The sequence below is a fragment of the Aldersonia kunmingensis genome, assembly GCF_001646865.1.
Taxonomy (GTDB): Bacteria; Actinomycetota; Actinomycetes; order Mycobacteriales; family Mycobacteriaceae; genus Aldersonia; species Aldersonia kunmingensis.
Genome location: NZ_LRRB01000258.1, coordinates 1 through 19487 on the forward strand (window position 1 = coordinate 1; position 19487 = coordinate 19487).

General features: G+C 65.7%; 17 protein-coding genes and 1 tRNA gene. 11 read left to right on the forward strand and 7 right to left on the reverse strand.

Features of this window, described 5'->3' with window-relative positions; genetic code table 11:
• On the forward strand, positions 1 to 629 hold a 629-nt coding region (locus A8G08_RS20460), incomplete at its 5' end, for a His/Gly/Thr/Pro-type tRNA ligase C-terminal domain-containing protein (RefSeq protein WP_245672924.1).
• Between the two features lies 1 nt (position 630).
• Here A8G08_RS20460 and A8G08_RS20465 read toward each other — a convergent pair.
• Positions 631 to 1104 carry a nitroreductase family deazaflavin-dependent oxidoreductase gene (locus A8G08_RS20465; protein WP_068278287.1) on the reverse strand — a complete coding sequence of 158 codons (474 nt, stop codon included), beginning with the start codon at positions 1102 to 1104 and terminating at the stop codon, positions 631 to 633.
• The gene (locus A8G08_RS20470) at positions 1104 to 3143 is read right to left on the reverse strand and encodes a TPM domain-containing protein (RefSeq protein WP_084436631.1); all 2040 of its coding nucleotides are present in this window, start codon (positions 3141 to 3143) and stop codon (positions 1104 to 1106) included. Before A8G08_RS20470 ends, A8G08_RS20465 begins: the two co-directional genes overlap by 1 nt.
• A gap of 88 nt (positions 3144 to 3231) precedes the next feature.
• Between A8G08_RS20470 and A8G08_RS20475 the strand changes: the two genes are divergently transcribed.
• Genes A8G08_RS20475 through dnaG form a run of 3 tightly spaced genes read left to right on the forward strand, consistent with a single transcriptional unit; the run spans position 3232 to position 7171 of the window.
• Positions 3232 to 3924, forward strand: coding sequence for a YdcF family protein (locus A8G08_RS20475; RefSeq protein WP_068278289.1), 693 nt, complete (start codon positions 3232 to 3234; stop codon positions 3922 to 3924).
• A 5-nt stretch (positions 3925 to 3929) separates the two neighbouring features.
• Positions 3930 to 5207: a deoxyguanosinetriphosphate triphosphohydrolase gene (locus A8G08_RS20480; RefSeq protein WP_068278310.1), complete on the forward strand. Its 1278-nt coding sequence runs from the start codon at positions 3930 to 3932 to the stop codon at positions 5205 to 5207.
• A gap of 35 nt (positions 5208 to 5242) precedes the next feature.
• The gene (dnaG, locus tag A8G08_RS20485; RefSeq protein ID WP_068278291.1) at positions 5243 to 7171 is read left to right on the forward strand and encodes a DNA primase; all 1929 of its coding nucleotides are present in this window, start codon (positions 5243 to 5245) and stop codon (positions 7169 to 7171) included.
• Positions 7172 to 7211: 40 nt separating this feature from the next.
• On the opposite strand, the gene A8G08_RS20490 is transcribed toward dnaG, so the two are convergent.
• On the reverse strand, positions 7212 to 7469 hold the full coding sequence (locus A8G08_RS20490; protein ID WP_068278312.1) for a hypothetical protein: 258 nt from the start codon (positions 7467 to 7469) through the stop codon (positions 7212 to 7214).
• A gap of 164 nt (positions 7470 to 7633) precedes the next feature.
• On the opposite strand from A8G08_RS20490, the gene A8G08_RS20495 reads away from it, so the two are divergent.
• A tRNA-Asn gene (locus A8G08_RS20495) sits at positions 7634 to 7709 on the forward strand.
• Positions 7710 to 8027: 318 nt separating this feature from the next.
• Here A8G08_RS20495 and A8G08_RS20500 read toward each other — a convergent pair.
• The gene (locus A8G08_RS20500; RefSeq protein ID WP_068278293.1) at positions 8028 to 9482 is read right to left on the reverse strand and encodes a glycosyltransferase family 39 protein; all 1455 of its coding nucleotides are present in this window, start codon (positions 9480 to 9482) and stop codon (positions 8028 to 8030) included.
• 246 nt (positions 9483 to 9728) lie between these two features.
• Between A8G08_RS20500 and idi the strand changes: the two genes are divergently transcribed.
• Positions 9729 to 10274 (forward strand): isopentenyl-diphosphate Delta-isomerase, encoded by a 546-nt coding sequence (gene idi / locus A8G08_RS20505; RefSeq protein WP_068278295.1) that lies wholly within the window; start codon positions 9729 to 9731, stop codon positions 10272 to 10274.
• The gene (locus A8G08_RS20510; protein WP_068278316.1) at positions 10271 to 11197 is read left to right on the forward strand and encodes a phytoene/squalene synthase family protein; all 927 of its coding nucleotides are present in this window, start codon (positions 10271 to 10273) and stop codon (positions 11195 to 11197) included. The genes idi and A8G08_RS20510 overlap by 4 nt, the downstream gene beginning before the upstream one ends.
• A 267-nt stretch (positions 11198 to 11464) precedes the next feature.
• Here A8G08_RS20510 and A8G08_RS20515 read toward each other — a convergent pair whose 3' ends face one another.
• The gene (locus tag A8G08_RS20515; RefSeq protein WP_068278296.1) at positions 11465 to 12532 is read right to left on the reverse strand and encodes a polyprenyl synthetase family protein; all 1068 of its coding nucleotides are present in this window, start codon (positions 12530 to 12532) and stop codon (positions 11465 to 11467) included.
• 254 nt (positions 12533 to 12786) lie between these two features.
• Positions 12787 to 14157, reverse strand: coding sequence for an FAD-binding oxidoreductase (locus A8G08_RS20520; RefSeq protein ID WP_068278297.1), 1371 nt, complete (start codon positions 14155 to 14157; stop codon positions 12787 to 12789).
• A gap of 153 nt (positions 14158 to 14310) precedes the next feature.
• Here A8G08_RS20520 and A8G08_RS20525 point away from each other — a divergent pair, with 153 nt between their 5' ends.
• Together A8G08_RS20525 and A8G08_RS20530 are read left to right on the forward strand one after the other, a co-directional pair.
• A complete protein-coding gene (locus A8G08_RS20525) occupies positions 14311 to 15018 on the forward strand; it encodes a winged helix-turn-helix transcriptional regulator (protein ID WP_068278299.1) in 708 nt (235 codons plus the stop codon).
• 135 nt (positions 15019 to 15153) lie between these two features.
• Positions 15154 to 15600 carry a nitroreductase family deazaflavin-dependent oxidoreductase gene (locus tag A8G08_RS20530; RefSeq protein WP_245672925.1) on the forward strand — a complete coding sequence of 149 codons (447 nt, stop codon included), beginning with the start codon at positions 15154 to 15156 and terminating at the stop codon, positions 15598 to 15600.
• A 33-nt stretch (positions 15601 to 15633) separates the two neighbouring features.
• Here the strand turns inward: A8G08_RS20530 and A8G08_RS20535 are convergent, their stop codons facing one another.
• Positions 15634 to 17304: a hypothetical protein gene (locus A8G08_RS20535; RefSeq protein WP_157108694.1), complete on the reverse strand. Its 1671-nt coding sequence runs from the start codon at positions 17302 to 17304 to the stop codon at positions 15634 to 15636.
• A gap of 551 nt (positions 17305 to 17855) precedes the next feature.
• On the opposite strand from A8G08_RS20535, the gene A8G08_RS20540 reads away from it, so the two are divergent.
• Complete coding sequence (locus tag A8G08_RS20540) at positions 17856 to 18059, forward strand: hypothetical protein (RefSeq protein WP_068278303.1); 204 nt, start codon at positions 17856 to 17858, stop codon at positions 18057 to 18059.
• 184 nt (positions 18060 to 18243) lie between these two features.
• Positions 18244 to 19437: an AI-2E family transporter gene (locus tag A8G08_RS20545; RefSeq protein ID WP_245672926.1), complete on the forward strand. Its 1194-nt coding sequence runs from the start codon at positions 18244 to 18246 to the stop codon at positions 19435 to 19437.
• Positions 19438 to 19487: the final 50 nt, after the last annotated feature.

Sequence of the window (19487 nt, forward strand, 5' to 3'; positions counted from 1 at the left end):
AGCACCCCGAGGCCAAGCTGTCGCACTACTCGAAGCGCACTGTCGACATCGAGTACCGCTTCGGCTTCCAGGGCAGCGAGTGGGGTGAGCTCGAGGGCGTCGCCAACCGCACCGACTACGACCTGCGAGTGCACGAGGAGTCCTCGGGCGAGGACCTGAAGTACTTCGACCAGACCACGGGCGAGCGCTACACGCCGTACGTGATCGAGCCCGCGGCCGGCCTTACCCGGTCGCTGATGGCGTTCCTCGTCGACGCCTACGCCGAGGACGAGGCGCCGAACTCGAAGGGCGGAGTGGACAAGCGGACGGTGCTGCGTCTGGACCGCCGCCTCGCGCCGGTGAAGGCCGCGGTGCTGCCGCTGAGCCGCAACGCCGATCTGACCCCGAAGGCGAAGGATCTCGCGGCGAAGCTGCGGCAGAACTGGAACGTCGAGTTCGACGACGCTGGTGCGATCGGCCGCCGCTACCGCCGCCAGGACGAGATCGGCACTCCGTTCTGTATCACCGTGGACTTCGACACGCTCGAGGATCAGGCTGTGACGGTCCGTGAGCGCGATTCGATGGCGCAGGAACGGATTTCGCTCGATCAGGTGGAGGGCTACCTGGCCGGGCACCTGATCGGTTCGTAATTCAGGATGGGTAACGCAGCCTGAAGATGCGGAACTCGCGGCCCGCGGCCCGGTTTGCCTCCATTTGATAGCCGGGCCAAGCAGCGACCGCGTACTCCCACGCCTGCTCGCGGTCTGCGCCGGTAAGTAGTTCCGGCACCGCGGTGTAATCGGTTCCGTTGCGGCGCACTGCGGCCGCGTCGGCTTCCATCAGGTTCGCCGACCAGCCGGGGTGCTTGTGGCCACCGAAGTTCGAGCCGATCACCAGGTCCGTGTCGCCATCGGGCACGCACAGCACGGATGTGGTGCGCGGCAAACCGGATTTGCGGCCGAGCACGGTGATCTGCACCGAGGGGAGGCCGGCGATATCCAGCACGCCGTACCGCCCGCCGGTCACTCCGCGGACGGTCTGCTCGATCCGTTTGATTGCGGGCCCGAATCGCATCACCCAGGTGCGTGATCCGAGGTAGCGGCCGAGCCGGGGGAGCGGACCCATCAGAACCGCCCCCCGCTGGTCCGGCGGGCGCCACCCCCGCCGATCCGGCGGGAACTGCTTGCGCCGCCGAAGGATCCGGGACTGCCCATCCGCCAGGAGCTGCCGCTGCCGTATCTCCGGCCGAGGCCTCCGCCGGAGAATCCGCCGCGCAGAATGCTGTCGATCAGCACGCCGCCGAGCACGGCGCCGGCGTCCGGTCCGGCGCCGGTGGCCTGCGGGGTGCTTTGCCACTGCTCCACATCGGCCTGTGCGGCAAGAAGCGCCCGAGATCCGAGTTCTGTTGCCGCCCGGGCATGTTCGAGGGCCTGCTCGGGCTCCGCTGTGGCCAGTCGCTGCGCCTCGGCCAGGCGGCGCTGGGCCTCGGCGAGCCGCGTCCGGGCCGTCGCGTTCACCGCACCGCGCCGGGTGGAAATGAAGTCCGTCGCGGCGGCGATCTGGGAGCCGGCGGCGGATACCGTCTGCGCGAGTTGCTGACGGACGCGCTCTGCTTCCCGTTCGCGCTGCTGCGTCGCGGCGATTGCCTTGTCGAGATCGACATCGGCGGCTAGCAATTGGGTGTACTCGCCGAGCGGGTTGCTGTCCCGGTTCGATTCGGCCCGGGCGAGGGCAGACTCCGCGGCCACCCGACTGTGCGCCAATGTCGTGTCGCCGTCGCTTGCGAGTGCGCCCGCGGTGGCGATTTCGGCGCGCACCTCGTCGATAAGTGCGGGCAGGGCGGCGATGGCGCCGCGAATATTGTCGGCCGCGTTGTCGACGGCATCGAGCAAGGCACCCGCGTGCGCGATTGCGCCCTCGGCGGAGCGGATGGCGCCGACAGCGGCACCCTGCTCTCCCGGCGGTAGCGCGATCGCCGCGCGACCTGCCGCGACGGCCCGTTCGGCGAAGCCGGACTGATCCCGTGCCATGCCGACGTTGCCGTGAATCGGCTCGAGCAGGCCCGCGGAGAACCGTTGCCCCAGTTCGGCAAGCGTCTGCTCGGAGGCGGGCAGCCGCACCGAGATCGCCACGATCTGCTGGGTGAGGGTGTCGAGCCGAGCGGGCGCATCGATCAACAAGTCGCGCATGGCGTCGAATTCGGCCACACGATCGTCGAGTTCACGATCGGCACGGGCGCAGCTGTTGATGAGCTCCACCAGCAGATCGCGTTGCTGGTCGATCGGATCCGGAATCGCGTCATCGAGCTGCTGCCGGATCGCAAAGGCGTGGGCGAGAGCCGTTTTCGCATTCGCAATTGCGGAATCGAATACGCGGATCGCGTCGTCGCCGAACTCCCCGCGGGCGAGTTCGAGCTCTTCGGCGCTGGTACGCAGTGCGTTGTCCATCTCTATGAGCACTTCCTTGGAGCGCTCATGCAGCACCGGAATGGGTAGCGCGGCAAGAGCAGTGGTGTCGAGCGGGTCGACGGTTGCCGCGGCGGCGGAGTCGCGCGCGGCCTGGTTCCGGCGACGGCGAACCAGGTAGAGAGCCACGAGAAGCGCCCCGATCACCACGATCGCGAGCACGATGAGCGCCGTCGTTGTGGAGATACCGCTTTCCGGCCCGGAATGCAGCGCGACCTCGACTCCGGTTGCGGTGGCGATCGCCGCGCCGGCCCAGTCGTCCTCGCGCAGTGCGGGTTCGATGGCGTCGGTGCGCAGCTCGTCCCATTCCGACTCGGACACGCCCGACATCGCGGTCGGCGCGGACAGGGAGTACGAGCGGTCGACGGTTGCCACCGCAAGCAAGACGTCGTGGTCGCCAAGCGAACTCAGCGAGGCGGTCTGTTCGGCCCACTGTTGCTCGCCGAGCGAATCGAAATCGGCCACGTAGGCAACCCACAGCCGGACGTGGTCGCTGTTGTAGAGGGCGTCGATCGCGTCCTGCACATCGCCGCGCTGATCGTCATCGAGCGCACCGACCTCGTCGGTGATCTGGTTCGGCAGTCGAAGCGGTGCCTCGGCTGATGCGGTCGGGGCTACTCCGAGAGTGGCGAGTCCGAGCAGCATGGCGATCACCGACATGCGCGCCGCAAGCGCGGCGACACGGGACGTGTGAGGCATCACTCGAATGTATAGGCGTGCACCAGGCAACGGCAGACACGCACGGGCGATTCCCGGGGCCGCCCGATTCAGCTGGCAGACTCGAAGGGTGACTTTCGCACCCGCGCGCGACGACGAGCGCCGCAACACCGCGCCCCGCCGGCGCGGTGTCGTCTCGTCGATAGCGCTGTGGGCCACCCGGCTATTGCTCGGTGCGCTGCTGGTCGCGCTGCTGATCGTGGCCGGAACCGCGGTGCGGGTGTGGCAGGTCGCGCGGATCGATGATTGGGCGCCGGCCGATGCGATCGTGGTACTCGGTGCCGCCCAATACTCCGGAACACCATCGTCGGTATTCGAGGCTCGTCTCGAGCAGGCCGCGAACCTGTACCGCGAAGGCGTCGCGCCCACGGTGATCACCGTTGGGGGAAAGCAGATCGGTGACGAGTACACCGAGGCGGCGTCCGGCAAGAACTACCTCATCGAGGCCGGAATTCCGGCCGAGAACATCGTCGCGGTCGAGGAAGGATCCGACACGCTGCGCAGCATCGAGGCGGTGCACACCGAGATGGCCGCGCGGGACATGAACTCCGCGGTGCTCGTCAGCGATCCCTGGCATTCGCTGCGCACCCGCACGATGGCCCGCGACACCGGCCTCGACGCCTGGACTGCCCCGACCAGACAGGGCCCCGCGGTGTTCACCCGGGAGTCGCAGCTGCACGGCATCGCCAGAGAGACGGCGGCGCTGCTCTGGTACCAGATTGCGCATTCATCGGCCGACTTCTCCTACACGGCGGCCCAGTGAGCAACGTGACGCCTCCGGCATCGGCGACCGCCGCGACGCCGGGGGACTACGGCGGCCACGATCGGGACCGCGTCGTCGCGGAAACACGCAAGACCGCCGGCCTTCCCCATACCGAACCTGCACACCGCTCCGATTTCTCCCGGGACCGCGCGCGCGTGCTGCATTCGGCAGCGCTGCGACGGCTTGCCGACAAAACCCAGGTCATGGGTCCCCGTGACGGGGACACCCCGCGCACCCGACTGACGCACTCGCTCGAGGTCGCGCAGATTGGGCGCAGCATCGCGGACGGCCTCGGGTGCGACCCGGACCTTGTCGACCTCGCGGGGCTCGCGCACGACATCGGCCACCCGCCCTACGGGCACAACGGTGAGGCGGCCCTCGATGGATTCGCCGACGCGTACGGCGGCTTCGAGGGCAACGCGCAGAACCTACGCATTCTGACGCGATTGGAGCCGAAGGTTCTCGATGGCGATGGGCGCAGCGTAGGGCTGAACCTCACCAGGGCCGCGCTGGATGCCACGATCAAGTACCCGTGGCCGCGACCGGCGGGGGGCGGGAAGTTCGGCGCTTACGACTCGGACCTCGAGATGCTGGCCTGGGTCCGGGAGGGTGCGCCCGAGCGACGGCAGTCCCTGGAATCGCAGGCGATGGACTGGGCCGACGACGTCGCGTACTCGGTGCACGACGTCGAGGACGGCGTGATCGCGGGGCGGATCGATCTCCGCGCCCTCGCCGATCCCGCCGAACAGCGCGCGCTCGCCGAGCTGGGGAGCCGCCAGCATCGCGGGCTCACTCGAGACGACCTGGTGGAAGCCGCGACGCGGCTCGCGGTGCTGCCGGTAGTCGCCGCGGTGCCCACGTTCGACGGCACGGTCGGTGCGTCCGTCGCACTCAAACGCCTCACCAGCGAACTCGTTGGCCGGTTCGCCACCGCGGCTATCGGCGGCACGATCGAGGCCGCCGGTGTCGCCCCGCTCACCCGGTATGCCGCGGACCTCGTCGTGCCGCCCGTCGTGCGGGCAGAGGTGGCGCTGCTCAAGACCGTGGCCCTGCGCTACGTCATGTCCGACGAGGGGCACAAGAAGCGTCAGGCCGAGCAGCGCGAGACCATCACCAGGGTGGCCCGGGCGCTGCTCGCATCGGCGCCGGTCGGCCTGGATCCCTGGTTGCTGCCCGCGTGGACCGAGGCCGAGGACGACGCCCAGCTGGTGCGGGTCGTCATCGATCAGATCGCGTCCTACACGGAGAGCAGACTCGAGCGGGTGGACTCAGCCCTACCCTGATCGGCATGCCCTACCGCGGGGCTAGACTCGCTGCCGTGACCGGCCGAATCCCCGATCGAGACATCGCGGCCATTCGCGAACGCATCCGGATCGAGGACATCGTCGGCGAGTACGTGTCGCTGAAGCGTGCGGGCGGGGACTCGATGAAGGGGCTGTGCCCGTTCCACGACGAGAAGTCGCCGTCGTTCCACGTGCGCCCCAACCACGGGCACTTCCACTGCTTCGGCTGCGGCGAGGGCGGCGACGTCTACTCCTTCCTGCAGAAGATCGACCACATCAGCTTCGTCGAGGCGGTCGAGCAACTGGCCGACCGGACCGGCTACCAGATCTCCTACGAGGGCGGCGGCACATCGGTCCAGCGCGACCGCGGCACACGGGCGCGGCTCGTCGCTGCGAACGCCGCGGCACAGGAGTTCTACGCCGCCCGGCTGCGCGAGCCGGATGCCGAAGCTGCGCGAAAGTACTTGACCGAGCGCAACTTCGACGCCGCTGCCGCGGCTCAGTTCGGCTGTGGCTACGCACCCGATGGGTGGGACATCCTCACCAAGCACCTGCTGCGCAAGGGGTTCGAGTTCAAGGAACTCGAGGCCGCCGGGTTGAGCAAGCAGGGCAAGCGCGGCCCGATCGACCGCTTCCATCGCCGCCTGCTGTGGCCGATCCGCAACCTCGCCGGTGACGTGATCGGCTTCGGTGCGCGCAAGCTCTTCGACGACGATACGATGCCCGGTAAGTATGTCAACACGCCGGAAACGATGCTGTACAAGAAGTCTCAGGTGCTATTCGGGCTCGACCTGGCCAAGCGGGACATCGCCAAGGGGCATCAGGCCGTGGTGGTCGAGGGCTACACGGATGTGATGGCGATGCACCTGGCCGGTGTGAAGACCGCGGTCGCCGCGTGCGGTACCGCTTTCGGTGACGAACATCTCGCTCTGCTGCGCCGACTTCTCATGGACGACAGCTACTTTCGCGGTGAGGTCATCTTCACCTTCGACGGCGACGATGCCGGGCGTGCAGCGGCGCTGAAGGCCTTCGAGGGCGATCAGAAGCTGGCCGGGAACATGTTCGTCTCGGTGGCCCCGGACGGGCAGGATCCTTGCGAGTTGCGCCAGTACTCGGGTGACGCCGCGGTCCGCGACCTCGTTGCGCGGCGACTGCCGATGTTCAAGTTCGCGGTGAAAGCCGTTCTTGCCGAACATGATCTGGACAGCAGTGAGGGCCGCGTCTCGGCGCTGCGATTGACCATCCCGATGGTGGCGCGGATCAAGGATCGCGCGCTGCGCGACGACTATGCGCGCCAGCTTGCCGGCTGGGTGGGCTGGGACGACATCCCCACCGTCATCCGGCGGGTGCGCGAGGAGTCGGCCAAGCTCGACGGTCGCCCGATGCCGGTGCAGCAGCTGCGGCGCGGCAAGGCCCGTAGCGAGGCTACGGCCGAGGCTCCGGTTGCGGTCGCGCGGCCGAACCCCGGCGATCCGACGCTGCGGCCCCAGCGCAACGCGCTCAAGGGCGCCTTGCAGTACCCGGCGATTGCCGGGACCATTTTCGATTCGCTTCCACCCGAATCGTTTACCCATCCCGCGTATGTCGCTGTGCGACAGGCGATCGCCGATGCGGGCGGTGCGTCCTGCGGGCTCGGTGGCGCGGATTGGGTGAGCGCGGTCGCCGACGGTGCCGCTGATCTGAGCCTGCGCTCGATTGTGATGGAGCTCGCGGTGGAGCCGTTGCCGACGGCGTCGGAGGCGACGGTGCCGCGCTACATCACCGGCGTGCTCGCCCGGCTGCAGGAGGTATGGGTCGGCCGGCAGGTCGCCGAGCTCAAGTCGAAGCTGCAGCGCATCTCACCGTCGGAAGAACCCGACGACTACCACGCGCTGTTCGGGGACCTGGTTGCGCTGGAGCAGTACCGTCGCAGCCTGCTCGAACAGGCGATGGGGAACAGCGATGACGATTTCGCGGCCGGCTGACGGCGTCCGCTGAGTTGCTACCGGCTGACGCCGTAGGTGATTACCGGCTCTGTTCGGCGCGCAGCTGCTCGTAAGGAACGAGCACCGTGGTGCGCTCGTCGATCGGCGTCATCGGCTCGAGCTTCGGCTGGGTGCTCAGCGTTTCGGAGAGCTTCTGCCGGCCTGCGGTGACGAGCTTCTTGGTGACCGGGCTACCCGCGAGCGCCCGGGCCGACGCGGTGATTTGCTCGTAGCGGCGCCGCCCTGCTTTCGCGCCGAGCACATACCCGGCAGCCAGACCGATCAGCAACCGCAACATGAACGAGCTCCTCCCGTTGACACCGGTGTCCATCCTGCACGACCGTCGTCATCGTGTCGATTTCCCCGCGGTCACGAGGGCAAACGCAGGCGATTTGGGTCGTGATCGGGGCATACGCTAAAGTCTGTCCTCGGTCCAGACGCACGCGGAAGGGCCGAGAATGGTCCCCTGTAGCTCAATTGGCAGAGCATTCGACTGTTAATCGAACGGTTGCTGGTTCGAGTCCAGCCGGGGGAGCCATACGCCCCCTGACCTGCGGATATGCGGGTCAGGGGGCGATTCTTTTCGGGATGTGAACCGGAAATTCTGACGCAACTGGCTCAGGTCGGTGCATCCACGGCCCACAGCGTCCGACCTGCAGGAATGTCGGTTCATGTGACTCGCCTTTGCAGATCGACGCGATGACCAATGCCCACAATGTCGACATGCCCACCGTGCTGGCCGAAATGAGTGAGCGAACGATCCGTAGCGCCCGCGCTGCGAGAACTCGCCGTCTGTGCGGCTAACGCGACCTACTTCCCTTGAGGCAGCAGTCGTTTCACTTGCCCGCCCTCGGCGTCAGTCCAAGTGGCGAAGCGCTGGCCACAACAGCTCCGGATTGTGCGGATGTACGCAGAGGGCCACTGGCATGCCCTGCTCTTCATTGTCGACGCCGAGCCCGTTGTCGAGTGTCGCGAGAACTGTGCACGAGCCGAAAAGATTGGCGGCCCTGCGAAGCTGACCACCGACGACGACGACCGCGTCGGTGTCTTCTGCAAGGCGGCGATGGTCGTAGAGCGCGACATGGCCGGAGTACGGGGCTGGCAGTCCGAACGCGGGGCCGTAGCGGGCCAACGCTCCGGCCTCTCCGTAGTTCGAGGCCAGAATCGGCGGTCGCGGCGCGGGCATATCGTGGTAGATCCGGGCGATTTGCGCCACGTACTGGGACCATCCGATCTGGTCTGCAACCATCGGTCCGGCATGTACCACCGGGGTGTGACCAACGATGCGCAGCGGGATGACCGGCAACGCCAGCACGATCGACACCGTTGCATTGATGACGACAACGCAGATCAGCAACAGTTGTCGGAATCGGTGGCCCGACAGCCACGTTTCCACGGGCACGCAACCGGCGGCATATATCACCGACAACAGGTGCAACGGGTAGTGCGGCTGAGCACCGCCGACGAAGGTGAACATCAAGAGCACGGCAAACCCGACCACGAGCCAGCCGTCGACGTTGCGCCGGTCGGACCGCAGCAGCCAGACGATCCCGGTGCCCCACACCGCCACCAGTGGCGGACCGAGCAGCACGATCAGCATCAGAACGAAGCCGCTGCGCACACTCGCGGCGTTGTGCGCGCCGAGCGCCGCGCCCATCTCGAGCTGCGGCCATCCGTGCTGGATCTGATAGAGCAGATTCGGTAGGCCCACGATCACCGCGACGACGCCGCCGAGGTACGGCCACGGGGTCCGGAACGCCCGCCGCGGACCCAGCAGGAGCAGGCCGAGGACCAGCCCGCCGACCACGATCACGATCAACCACCGGTTGTAGGTGGTGAGACCCACGACCAGCCCGGCCGCCACCCACCAGCGGTTGTGCCCCTGCACCGCCACCACCAGGGCATACACCACCAGCGAGATCAGCAGCAGATCGATCGTCGATGTGAACAGGACATGGCCCAGCATCAGGGGCATCATCGCCGTGGCGTAACCCCAGGCGGCCAGGCTCTGCGCGGTGCGACCGCCGCCCAGCCGCCAGGTGATCATCGCCAGCACGACCACCGACAGTGCCGACGCCAACGTCGCTGGGATGCGCAGCGCCCATTCCGCGTCGGCCAGGTGCAAAGTCATCCGTGCGATGGCCGGCGTCATCGGAGGTTGGTCGACGTAGCCCCAGGCAGGCCGGAGCATCCGGTAGTAGAGCTCGTCGCGGTGGTAGTCGTAGCCGGCGGAGAACACGGTCAGCAGGACGCCCTGAGCGGCGGCTGCCGCCCATACCGGGCCTCGGGCGAACTGCTCAATGCTCGCCATCCTGGCCTCCACGTCGTGTCGTGCGCGGACTCATCTGCGTTGCGTGTCACGCAAATCCGCGCTGGTCTCCGGCGTTCGAGCAGGGACCGGCCGTTTGTTTCCAAGACACATCACTAGCAGTACTGGCGACCGGTTACCCGCACCGTTATCGGTCGGAAACGACCATCCGAATCGCGGTCGGCGACGAATTCACGCTGAGCAGTTCGCTGCGATCGGGGTATCGCTACACATCGAACGGAGGACGGAATGACGGACGACCTGGTCGTTCTGCTGGATGCCCACCGACAGCCGTGTGGGACCGCGCCACGGCTGAGCGTGCACGGCACCGAAACCCCTCGCCACCTGGCATTCTCATGCCATCTCGTGGATTCGGCGGGGCGTATGCTGATGACTCGACGCGCGCTGGCCAAGACGGCCTGGCCAGGTGTGTGGACCAATTCCTTCTGCGGCCATCCGCGCCCAGGTGAGCATGTCGACGACGCGATCAGAAGGTACGCGCCTCACGAGCTCGGTCTCGACATCGGCGACCTGACTTGCATTCTTCCTGACTTCGAATACCGGGCTGTCGATGCCGGCGGAGTCGTGGAAAACGAGGTCTGCCCCGTCTATTGGGCCCGACCCGTGGGTGTGCCGGCGCCGAATCCCACCGAAGTGATGGACCTCGTGTGGGCCCCAATCGACGATGTGTGGTCTGCCGCCAACCGAACACCGTGGGTGTTCAGCCCATGGTTCGTCGACCAGGTGCACGCACTGGGTAAGCGCCCCTTCGACACGATCCGGTGGGCGTCATGACGGCGACGATTGGTCGTCCCGTCTCGACCGGCAGTGCGTTGCGCCCTTATCACCACTACGACGACGTCGCCGACGAGAGCGCAGCACTGGTCATCCGCTCGTATTCGTCCTCGTTCGGGCTCGCGACCCGGTTGCTCGCCAAAGGGGTGCGTCAGGACGTCCGCAACATCTATGCACTTGTGCGGGTCGCCGATGAAATCGTCGATGCCCCGCGCCCGGAGCAGTCGCAGGCTCAGCGCCGTGTTGCACTCGACACTCTCGAGACCGAGGTGTCCACGGCCCTGGATGCCGGGTCCAGTTCCAACCTTGTGGTCCACGCGTTTGCCAGGACGGCTCGGCGCTCGGGTATCGGCGCAGGACTCATCGCGCCGTTCTTCGCGTCGATGCGGGCTGATCTGGATTGCCGACAACACAACCATGAGAGCCTGACCGAGTACATCTACGGTTCCGCGGAGGTGGTCGGGCTGATGTGTGTGCACGCGTTTCTGGCCGATCAGCCTCATCGCAAGGCGCGCTACGACCAGCTCGCTCAGGGCGCGCGGCGTCTTGGTGCAGCGTTCCAGAAGGTCAACTTTCTCCGTGATCTCGGTGAGGACCGCGATCAATTGGGACGCTGGTATCTCGTCGGGATCGACCCGAACAACCCCTCCGCCGACGCGTGGCGATATTGGCTCGACGACATCGACAGCGATCTGGCCGCGGCGGCAAAGGTGATCCCCTTGCTACCCAACGGAACCCGGGTGGCGGTGTGCACCGCGCACGACATCTTCGCCGAGCTCTCGCGACGGTTGCGTAATACTCCTCCGGAAGTGGCCTGTCGCACCAGGATTCGTGTGCCCGATCCCGAAAAGGCACGCATCGCCGCAGGTGCCGCGATCCGGCGTGGTCTACCCCGCTCCGCTACCTCGAAACGGGTCTCGTGAACGCCGGAGCAAACGGATCGTCGTGATCGGCGGTGGCGTGGGGGGTTTGTCGTCCGCCGCCCGCACAGGTCTGCGACCACGAGCGAATGGGATGTGCTGACGCTCCCGCGGTGTGAATGCCTGGGTGCCCCGCGCCCATCGGCTTGCCGAAGCTCAGCACGGGTATCCGTCGCAATGCCGGTCCACTTCGCGTCAACCGCCGTAGCGCACCGAATACATCGTCGACTCTTCAGATCCGGAATTCGACCACCAGTGGGTTCGGCTGGTTCACGAGATCCGCCACACGCATCGAGAAACCAGCTGCCGCAACACAGTGCGACTATCCCCGTCGACCGGCAGTGCGTCCACGGCACGCATCGCCTCTGCGGCGAGCTCATCGATACGTCGCTCGACATGATCGACCGCGCCGGTCTCGCGAAATATGTCGCACACCGCGTGGAAGCCGTCGTCGGTGAGGTCGGGATTCCCCAGAGAGCGTTCGATTTCGGCGAGTTGCGCTCCCCGCGCGCGTTCGGTCGCGACGGCGACCAACAGTGTGCGTTTGCCCTCTCGGACGTCGTCGATGACCGGTTTGCCGGTCTGTTTGGGATCACCGACGACACCGAGGAGATCGTCGCGCAGTTGGAAAGCCTCACCGGCGACCAATCCGAGCGACTCGTAGGCGACCAAGAGGTCATCACTTGCACCGGCGAGCGCCCCGCCGAGTCGAAGGGGATGGGCAACCGTATATTTGGCGCTCTTGAAATGCAGCACGATCCGGGTGCGCGCCGTCGAGACCGAGGGGAGAGTCTGACCCAATATGTCGAGGAACTGGCCGGCGACCGTCTCGTCGCGCATGGTCGACCACACGGCCCTGGTGCGATCGCGGACCGACGGCGACCGCGCATGCACGGCTTCGGAGATCAGGTCGTCCGACCAGGTCAGACAGAGATCGCCGGCCAGTATCGCGACGGCCTGACCGAAGGCTTCCGCATCGCCCGCGAGTCGGTCGGTGATAAGGCGGTCGGCAAAGTGGCGATGTGCAGTGGGCATACCGCGGCGTTGATCGCTGTGGTCCATCACGTCGTCGTGGATCAGGGCCGCGAGGTGGAAGAGCTCGATCGCAGCCGCCGTTTTCAGTGCGCCTGCGGGTAGGTCACCACCCGTTGCCCCGCGCGCACCCCAGAGACAAAAGAGCGCCCGGAGTCGTTTGCCACCGGTGAGCGCGCCATTCAGATAGTCCGCGACCGGGATGATGTCGGAGTGGATGCCGGTCAGCCGCTGCGTGTGCCCGTGCACGTGGTTACGCAGTGCGGCGTCCACGGCTGCGATGTCGTCGGCGACGCACGCCGCCATCGCCCCGTCAGGGATTCGGCGCGGCGAACGTTGGCTTCCGGCGGACAACACACTCTGAGTTCGGTGCCGTCAGGCAAACGGATGGGCGTTTCCTAGAACATTGACTCCTGGGGGCGTTCTTCTTGGCAGTGAACCGGAAGTCGCTCGAGTCGAGATCGACGGTGCCAAGCAACCACTCAGGGCTCGGATCTGCGGGATCCCGGAAGGAATAGCGAAGAGTGGTTACCGAGCGTCGCGGGTGCGGGATGGACGCGTCAACCGGGCGGGATGTTCTTGTTGTGGTGAAACGCGTTGTCCGGGTCGTACTTGGCCTTGACTTCGGCGAGCCGCCGGTAGTTGCGATCGCCGTAGGCCTCTAGAACGCGACTGCTGTCGTCATCGGAGTCAAGAAAATTGACGTAGACGCCGGTCGTGCAGTGCGGCTGGATCGCCCGCTGGAAGTCCCTCGCCCACGCGGTCTCGGCGTCGCCGCGCTCGCCGGATTGTTCTGGGAGCCAGACCGCGTCGATGATGATGTTGTGGGCAACGGCTCGGCCGGCGAATGCGGTTGCGTCGCAGGGGACTCGGGCGACGGCGCCACCCATGTGGAACATCGCCGCGTAGGAGCGGGGCGAACGGGCGGTGTAAGCGCGATCTGCGATGGCGTCGATGAGATCGTCGGAGAGGCCGTCGAGAAAAGCGGACTTCCAGTAGTAGTGCCACCCGTGCAGGACGGTGTCGTCCAGGCCACACTGAAAGGGCTCGTACGGGGTTGGTGCAAGCAAGTCCACGAGTGGCGAACGGAACCGGCGGAGGGCTCGAACCGTACGTTCGCCGTGCTCGACGCCGCCGGCGTAGCAGCAGGCGATGGCGATGGCCGGCCGCCAGTGCAGATGCTCAGGGATGACCGGCAGCGGAGGGACGGTGCCGAACCTGACCACGCTGCCGAGCTCGTCGGGTGCTTCGGCGGCGAAGTCCCGGTAGAAACGCAACACGTCGGTGGTGTTTTCGGCGGACCAGAAGACGGGTCCGGCCATCACGGTCGGGCCGATGTCGTGCAATGCGAATCGGAACGAGGTGACGACGCCGAAGTTGCCGCCGCCGCCTCGCAAGGCCCAGAACAGATCCGGGTGTTCGTGCGCCGATGCCCGGACGATGTCGCCTGCTGCGGTGACCACCTCGGCGGCCAGCAAGTTGTCGATGGTGAGCCCGTGTTTGCGCATGAGGAAGCCGATGCCGCCGCCGAGGGTGAGCCCGGCGACCCCGGTGTGGCCCACAATGCCGCCGGTGGTGGCCAATCCGTGGGCCTGGGTCTCATGGTCGACGTCACCCCACAGCGCACCACCCTGCACCACTGCGGTGCGGCGGGCGGGGTCGACCCACACCGCCCGCATCGCCGAGAGGTCGATGACGATCCCGTCGTCGCAGACCGCAGTACCGGCAACGTTGTGGCCCCCGCCCCGTACGGCGATCTCCAGGTCTTCGTCGCGGGCGAACCGCACCGCGGCGGCAACGTCGGCGGTACCGCCGCACCGGGCGATCAGCTTGGGGCGCCGGTCGACGGCGCCGTTCCACACGGCTCGGTGGTTGTCGTAGTCCGCGTGGTCGGTGGCGATCAGCTGGCCCCGGAACCCGTTCATCTCCATGGCTTACCTCCCAGCCCCGGTGCCGACTTGCCCGGTGTCGGTCGGTAATCGGCCGGGGGCTTTCGGATGGCCCCATCGCACCACCGTGGACCGCAGCCGTGAAGTCAAGAAACTGGACTTCATTGCCGATGGTGTGTGCGCGACACTGGTGTCATGAGGACATACGGCCAGTACTGTCCCATCGCCCGCGGTGCCGAGATTTTCGCCGAGCGCTGGACGCCCCTCATCGTCCGCAACCTGGCCCTGGGGTGCTGCAGCTTCGGCGAGATCCTGGAGGGCGCGCCGGGGCTCTCCCGTACCCTGCTCTCCCAGCGGCTCAAGCAGCTCGAACGGTTCGGCATCGTGCAGTCGGCAGCGAAAGCGAACGGTCGCGGGCGCCACTACGAGCTCACACCCGCGGGTCGCGACCTATTCAGCGTCTGCGTGTCGCTCGGCGAGTGGGGTGCCCACTGGCTCGAGATCGCCCCTGAACACCTCGATCCGTTTGTAGCTCTGTGGTCGATGTGCAACACGCTGCGCCGAGACCGCCTTCCGACTCGACGCATCGTCATCCGCTTCGACTTCACCGGCCGCCGTCGCCCCGAGCGGTACTGGTTGCTGATCGAGAAGGACGATATCGAGATCTGTAAGGAGTACCCCGGCCTCGATGAGGACCTCTACATCACGGCAGAAGCCGAGGCCTTCGTCAAATGGCATGCTGGCCAACAAACCTGGATAGAAGCCACCCGCGACGGCCGCATCCAGCTGCACGGACAGGCATGGCTGGTGCGAGCGTTCCCGGGCTGGAACGCCCGGAGTGCGTTCGCCCACATCAAGCCGGTCTCACGAACTGGCGTGAGCTCGACGACACCGGCTGCTTGAGGGGCGGCGGCCGGTTAGGTGATCGATCCCGAGACAGCCGGCGGGCATCGCTCCTTCGACCTCTGGTCATGGTCCGCGACGCCCTCTAGCATCGGCCCGTGCACCGGGCGCGTATGTCCAACAGGGGAGATGACGATGTGGTGGAAGTCGATTGCACCGACTGTGCTGGCGTTCGCGATGAAAGTCGCTTCGGCAATCGGCCCGCGCGGCATGCGTGGCCTCGCACGGTTCAACAAGTACGTCACTAATCCGATCCAGGGGCTGTGGGCCTCGCGCGTGCCCTACTACGCCCTCATCGAGCACACTGGGCGTAAGTCGGGGAAGACGTACAAGACTCCGGTCATGGCGTTCGTCCACGCGTCTCAGATCGCCATCTCGTTGAACTACGGAACCAATTCGGACTGGGTGCGCAACATCCTGGCCGCCGGATCGGCGGACGTGGTGTACCGCGGGCAGCGCTTCCGGCTGACGGAGCCGCGCATCATCAGCACCGATTCCTCGGACCTTCCTGAGGCAGTCCGGAAGGCGGCGACAGCGTCGAGCAGTTCGTTGGTCGGTGCGCTGGCTCCCGAGGGTCAATAGTCCTCGGCACCAACAAGTTTCGCTTATCGCGGATCAGCGGCGACCCGGCGAGATCTCCGGTGCCAGCGGCTGCAGCGGGGTGCCACCGCCGCCCATGCTGTTCGGTCCGTTGTTGTCGACCACGTAGAGCGCGCCGACCAACTTCTGTACGTCACGCGACCATGGGGTGTTGTTGTTCACGCGCTGCTCGAAGCTGTACCCCCAGTCCGAGTAGAACTGGGTCTGGCGACGGTCCGGGCCGTAGTCGTGCTCGGCCTGATCGGCGAACCAGCCGTTCGGGCCACGCTCGGTGACGAACTGGAAGCCCGCACCGGTGGAGTCACCGATATATGCGCCGTAGTTCTGCAGCGTCCACGCGAGCTGACGCGCGGGTTCTGTCTCGAGCCCCATCGTATTGATGTTCCTGGACGTCGGGATCGCAAGCAGCGCACCCATTTGCATGGGCTTGTTCTGGTTGTTGCCATAGATGCCGTAGGTGGCCGTCGCGCCGCTGTCGGCCTCGGTCGCCGGCCAGCGCCAGCACTCGACCTCGATCCTGCAGTTGAAGAACGACTGGGCACTGTCGACGACGATCCGCAGAGCGTGCTTCGGACCCTGCTGGCCCGGCCGGAGCTCACCGACGCGAAGCACTCCACCGGGAGTTCCGGTCAATCCGCCGGCACCAATATCGGTGGTGAAGCCGTCGCCGTACAGGTCCATCGGCGGTGATCCGGTATCGATACTCGTCGCGTATCCACCCACATTGCAGCGGGCGAACGGCACGCTCGTATTGATGGTGCGACCGTCTCGCATCAGGAAGGCAGCGCCCTCGTTCTGTGGGCTGTCCTCGACGATGTAGTCGCGCGGCATCGGGACTTGGAAGATCAGGTCCCCGGTTCCCTTGCACCTGCTCCTGCCGGACCACCCGGCGTCGCTGTAGTAGAGGTCGGTAATTGGTTCATCGGGAGTCATGATGATGGTGTTGGCGTCGTTCTGCGGCATCGTTGCCCAGACGTCGCCCTGTGGCACCGTGGCCAGGTTGGCCGGGACATACTGTGCGCCACTGCCTATCGGCATATTCCAGAAGCTGTTGCTCGCGAATGGCTGTTGGAACGGGTCCCTGCTCCCGCTTGGTGGCTCCGTCGGTGGTTCCGTTGGTGGTTCCGTCGTCGCCGCCCGGAACGCGACGACATGCATGACCCAGACACCGGGCTCGGTGATGAACGCGGTTGAGCTGTACGCGCCTGCGGCGCTCACGACCTTGTCCTGAATGATGTTGTTGCACTCCGTGGAACGAATCGTGAACCCGCCCTCGGAAGGCAGCGGCATGCCGCGGATGAACGCTCCGACGCCCACGATCAAGTCGCCGGCGCGGGCCCCGACGGACTGGCTGTCCATCCGGAAGTCGATGCCGTTGTTTGCCGAGGTGCCCGAAAGTGGGTCGTCCTTATCGAGGCCGGAGTACTCCACCACATCGACATCCGCGAACGCATTGGGGGAGAAGTCGACGGTTACCGAGGTCGCGCCGCCCTTGATGTTCTTGGCGTAGAACGGTTGCGAGTGATAGCTGCCGTTGTACACCCTGGGGTTGCCGACGGGGGTGAACTCATCGTTCGACGAATCGGTCACCGAGATGCCTCGGGTGTTGTCCCAGTTGACGTACACGAGGAGCAGGTTGCCCGGGGCGGTCGGGGCGATATTGAGCGTGATCCTCGCGGCCGACATCGTAATGCTTTTGACCTGCACAAACTGGGGGGTTTCGGTGACTGCCTGCGACGGGGCGACCGCCGTGAGGCCGATAATCGCAAGCGCAGCTGTGAGAACAACGGCTATCCGCGACCATGAGGTCCGGAAACGGTGGATTCGGGTTCCGATCACGCGCATGTCGTCGTCGCCTTGTAGGAGATATTTAGCCTTGCGGAAAGTTTGCCGGAATTGCAATTGATTCAATGTTGACTCATGTGAGAGCACGACATGGCGCGATTCGCGATTTACGTTGGGGTTGCTGAGATGCCCGGCGCGACAATACTGTCGGCTCTCATAGCTGGCGCTATGACAGCCGCCGGCAGTTGGTGTCCAGTCCGCCCGGGTGGGACCAAACAAACTATCGGTTTGTTTCAAGTTTGCTTACCGATTGCTCGGTCGGAATGTTATGACACTGATATGCAATTGCCACGCTGCGTTTAGACATCGCCCTTGTTGGGAACAAAGCGTAATGCCACGGTATGTGGGCGGTACTTATTCGGGACCGTGTTGGAGATCGGAGTCACCCCGGTATGTCTCTTACAATCGAGCACCCCGCGGAAGTCGCGCCGGAATCACACCTGCTCAACAGTCGCTACGCATCCCGTATCGGAGTCATCGTCTTCGGTAGCGCGCTCGCGGTGTTCAGCGGTGTGCTGCTGACCTCGGTGCTAGTGGCGTTGGTCATCGGGGTTGCCGTGACCGGGCTGTGGTGCCTGACGGTGTCGATACTGTAGGCACCCTCCGCGCACAAACCAGACTTCCGGCCTGCCCACTCGACCTGCTCGATCTCGTCATGCTGCGCGAAACCGCGTTGGTTGCACTTGCTCGCGTCCCGCGCCGCGAGGGGTTCCTGTGGTTTATGTTGAATCAGCCGTTCGCACGTGCTGATCCGACATCGTGGAACCCAGGAGGGTGCCGATGAGGTCCGACTCGACTCCGTCGGCAACGAATGGTGGCAGCTGGTCCATGCCGCGCGGGTTGATCGTCCTGCTCGGACTGGCCGGCATGGTGGTCACCGTCGCCGGCGTCAAGTCCTTCAACGGGATCGTCGGACCGACATTCCTCGCGCTCATGCTGACGGTCGCGGTGAATCCCTTGCCGATGTGGCTGCGGCGCAAGGGATTACCCGGCTGGCTCGCGGTGACCATAGCCATCGCCTGCGTGTACGCGATCCTGCTGATTCTGGTTCTGGCAATCGTCGTCTCTGTCGCGCGGCTCGCGACGCTCATGCCGCAGTACACCGAGGACATCAACGATCTGATCGGCAATGTGCAGTCCACGCTGCAGGACAACGGCGTCGGACCCGACCAGGCGCAGCAGGTGCTCTCGAACGTCGACGCCCAGAAGGTATTCGACTTCCTTGCCGACGTGTTGAGCGCAATCGCCGGTGTGTTCTCGGACCTGTTCTTTCTGGTGACACTGGTGCTCTTCATGGCCGTCGACGGCGCCACTTACAAGGCGCGGATGGGCGTGCTTGGCGATCAGCGCCCCGATATCGCAAACGCGTTGACCTCGTTCGCGCACGGCACGCGCAAGTACCTCGTGGTGACGACCATCTTCGGCCTCATCGTGGCGGTGTTCGATACCGCCGCGCTGTGGGCGCTCGGGATCCCGCTGCCGGTGCTGTGGGGCTTGGTCTCGTTCGTCACCAACTACATCCCGAACATCGGGTTCGTCATCGGCCTCATCCCGCCGGCATTGCTCGCCCTGCTCGAGGGCGGACCGATGTTGATGCTGTGGGTGATCGTCGTCTACTCGACGATCAACGTGATCATTCAATCGATCATCCAACCGAAGTTCGTCGGCGACGCCGTCGGACTGTCTGTCACGCTGACCTTCCTGTCCATGATCATTTGGACCTGGATACTCGGGCCGGTTGGTGCAATCCTTGCCATCCCGCTGTCCTTGTTGACCAAGGCGCTGCTGGTCGACATCGATCCGTCCACACGGTGGGCGGACATCCTGGTGACGAGCAAGGTCGAGACGGACGAGCCGAAGCCCTCTCGCCGAAGTCGTTTCGTGCGCAAGCGAAGTAAACAACCGGCGGAGCCCGCAGGGGACGGTGCAAAGAAGTCGGTGGTCGTCGCGACCGATGAGGAGGCTTCGCAGTAGTGACAACCACCGAAACGGGTCTGATCGAGAGGACGACGGTGAAGTCGAAA